General features: G+C 41.2%; 4 protein-coding genes. All 4 read left to right on the top strand.

The features are described 5' to 3' along the window. Positions 1-203: 203 nt before the first annotated feature. The 4 genes from ACFFHF_RS12035 to ACFFHF_RS12020 are packed head-to-tail and all read left to right on the top strand — an operon-like array spanning position 204 to position 3,145. Positions 204-719: a DUF6431 domain-containing protein gene (locus tag ACFFHF_RS12035; RefSeq protein ID WP_160549921.1), complete on the top strand. Its 516-nt coding sequence runs from the start codon at positions 204-206 to the stop codon at positions 717-719. Positions 720-763: 44 nt separating this feature from the next. Continuing rightward, positions 764-2,119, top strand: a complete 1,356-nt coding sequence (locus ACFFHF_RS12030; RefSeq protein ID WP_160549919.1) for a DDE-type integrase/transposase/recombinase — start codon at positions 764-766, stop codon at positions 2,117-2,119. Next, the gene (locus tag ACFFHF_RS12025) at positions 2,112-2,912 is read left to right on the top strand and encodes an ExeA family protein (RefSeq protein WP_340902837.1); all 801 of its coding nucleotides are present in this window, start codon (positions 2,112-2,114) and stop codon (positions 2,910-2,912) included. Before ACFFHF_RS12030 ends, ACFFHF_RS12025 begins: the two co-directional genes overlap by 8 nt. Further along, entirely contained in the window at positions 2,909-3,145 is a 237-nt protein-coding gene (locus ACFFHF_RS12020; RefSeq protein WP_169102663.1) for a DUF5348 domain-containing protein, read from the top strand. The genes ACFFHF_RS12025 and ACFFHF_RS12020 overlap by 4 nt, the downstream gene beginning before the upstream one ends. Positions 3,146-3,255 lie beyond the last annotated feature (110 nt).

Raw genomic sequence — 3,255 nt, 5'->3', positions numbered from 1 at the left:
TGTTTTTGACACTCTTAAATTACCGAAAGTTGACGGTATTGCCTGTCCGGAAGTGGTCGAGTATAATGTCCATGAATATATTCCGGAGAAAGGAAAAGACGACTCCCATAATGTATAACTGCGCCAACAGTTATACGGGAGACGTCCCACCAAAAAGTATATGGTTATTGTATCAGATTATAAGCTGATTGAAAACAATCTAACTGGAGTTTTTCGTTAGAGGTGCGGGGAGGATTCCTTCTCCATGTTGTGGGAAAGACATGTTGGTAATAGGATCTAAGAATCGTAAATCTATTGATCATTCAGGGCAGAGTAAGACCTATAACATCCGAAGACTAAGGTGCACTTGTTGCTGTACGATACATCATGAACTGCCGGATATATTAATCCCTTATAAGCGCTATGAAGCTGAATGTATTGAAAGCGTTCTCTCGAATCCATCCGACCATACTGTTCCAGCCGATGATTCTACTCTTTCGAGATGGCATGGCTGGATTCATGAATTTGTGGATTATTGGTTGGGGTGTTTAACATCCATCATGATCAGAACCAATCAAGGAAACATCCCTCTGGATTTCTCGTCCGAAAGTTCAGGGACTGCACTTCAAAGGATAGGGCGCTTGGCAGGAGATGCCAATGGATGGCTGACAAGAATTGTCCGGCCCATTGTAAATATTAATTTTTGGATACATACCCGTTCTGCATTCATTGTCCAATAACCCCTGATTTACACTCATGATAGACACAGAGAGGAGAGTGTATCATGAGGAATCATAAGAAATCAGAAGAATTGGCAGTGCAGCGTTTTCAGCTGATATCCCCTTTATTGGCAGAAGGACTTGATGCTGGAAAATTAAAAGAGTTAAAAGAACAGATTGCGAAAGCCAATGGCCTTTCAGAAAGAACTATTAGGCGATATTTAGCTCAATTTCGTGAGGATGGATTTGGGGGATTGAAGCCACAAGGAAGAAAAGGTTCTCAAAAGTCAGAAGCTATCCCTCCTCATATATTGGAACAGGCTATTCTTCTTCGAAAAGAAGTGCCAAGCCGTAGTGTGGCACAGATTATCCAGATTCTTGAATGGGAAGAATTAGCTGAACCAGGACAAATTAAAAGATCCACACTGCAGGAAAAGCTGACTGAAAAAGGATATAGTTCGCGACATATGCGCCTATATTCTCAAACTGGAGTTGCCGCCCGACGATTTCAGAAACGGCATCGGAACCAACTTTGGCAATCAGATATCAAATATGGCCCATATTTACCTATTGGTCCAAATGGAATCAAGAAACAAGTATATCTTGTCGCTTTTATCGACGATGCCACAAGGTTAGTGGTTCATGCAGCCTTTTATCCTACTCTAGATTCAAGAATCATTGAAGATGCATTCCGACAAGCAATCCAAAAATATGGTGTTCCGGAAGCAGTGTATTTTGATAATGGAAAGCAATATAGAACCAAGTGGATGTCACGCACATGTTCCAAAATTGGCACTCGTCTTACTTACACAAGGCCTTATTCTGCCGAATCAAAAGGAAAAATTGAAAGATTTAATAGAGTTATAGATTCATTTATTAGTGAAGCTGTCATCGAAAAGCCCAATACTCTAGATCGACTGAATGAACTTTTTCAGGTGTGGTTGACAGAGTGTTATCAGAATAAGCCTCACTCTGCACTTGGGGAGAAAATTAGTCCGGAAACAGCTTTTCGTTCGGACAGGAAAGCAATTCGCTTTATCGATCCTGATACTTTAAGCAATGCCTTTCTTCATTGCGAAACAAGAAAAGTTGATAAGTCAGGATGCATCAGTTTCATGGATCACAAATATGAGGTGGGTTTAACATTTATTGGACGACAGGTTGATGTTGTCTATGATCCTGCGAATATCGAGGAACTTACCATTGAGTTCGAGGGTTATACTCCTTGGAAAGCTAGAAAGCTTGTCATTGGGGAAAGAGCTGGAAAACGGCCTGAATTACCTGAGCACCTGAAGGTGCAGAGTGTTGACTCTTCAAGACTATTAAAGGCAGCTGAACGAAAGAATCAGGAACGTCAAATCGAACAAAAACCTGCCGTAACCTTCCGTGCTGTCTGGAAGGAGGATGATTCTCGTGTTTGAAACCTTTTATGAAATGGACAATACACCTTTTACCAGAGATCTACCAACAGACCAACTTTATGATTCTTCCATGATGCAAGAAATCCTTGGAAGGCTAAAATATGCAGCCGATAGACAGCTTTTTGCGGTCCTAAGTGGAGATAGTGGTACAGGAAAGACTACGACAATCCGTAAGTTTGTGAATAGATTAGATAAAGGAAAATTTCATGTCCTTTATCTATCAGATTCAAAATTAACCCCGCGCCATTTTTATAAAGGGCTATTGGAACAACTAGGCTCTGAAGCGAAGTTTTATCGAGGAGATGCGAAACGGCAGCTTCACCGAGAGATAGAATTGATGAAAGGTATACGAGGACTCCAGCCAGTTGTAGTAGTGGATGAAGCTCACCTTCTGGACCGGGAAATGCTTGAAGAAGTTCGTTTTCTATTAAACTTCAAAATGGATTCGCAAAGTCCGATGGCGCTTATTCTCGTCGGTCAAAGCGAGCTATGGGATCGACTTCGACTGCAATCATATGCAGCCATACGCCAAAGAATCGATATCCAATTCCAGCTAGGCCATCTCGATCGTGCTCAAGTTGAAGAATATGTATCTAGGCATCTTCGTTATGCCGGAGTTGATCAACCTATCTTTTCTGATGGGGCGCTTGATGAAATTCATCAGTTCTCTGGTGGTGCCGCAAGGCTCATTAATAAACTTTGTACACATAGTCTTTTATATGGCTCACAAAATGGTCGAAGAATCATTGATGATCATATGATTAAGCAAGTTATCCAGGGGGAACTTTCATGAAAAGCCGCTGGAAAGAAATGAACTACAACGCTGAGTTGGATTGTTGGGTTGTGTTTTGGGGAGATAATACAGGTTATAAAATGCGTTGCGGTGAATGGTTTGATCTCCATCTAGGAAATGGAAAGATTCTATCTTGCCGTTTGGAACTGGGTAGAGACTGGTACATCATTACTGGCAGAAATGAGATTAGGTTCTACCTTAAGAATAATGAAACGTATCACGTTGATTTGTAAGATTCTAGGGGAAGCATAAAGGTGCTTCCCCTTCATTTTGGACAGTGAATCCGTCAGTGTTGGGACAATTAGTAACGTCAATTTCGGGACATAATAAAACGCCATTAACA

The sequence above is a fragment of the Robertmurraya beringensis genome, from assembly GCF_042433785.1.
Lineage (GTDB): Bacteria > Bacillota > Bacilli > Bacillales > Cytobacillaceae > Robertmurraya_A > Robertmurraya_A beringensis.
This window is presented reverse-complemented; position numbering and strand designations above follow the sequence as displayed.

Excerpts from the sequence above, each read along its gene's own strand:
- ACFFHF_RS12030 (WP_160549919.1), top strand. The coding sequence starts at position 764 with ATGAGGAATCATAAGAAATCAGAAGAATTGGCAGTGCAGCGTTTTCAG.
- ACFFHF_RS12020 (WP_169102663.1), top strand. The coding sequence starts at position 2,909 with ATGAAAAGCCGCTGGAAAGAAATGAACTACAACGCTGAGTTGGATTGT.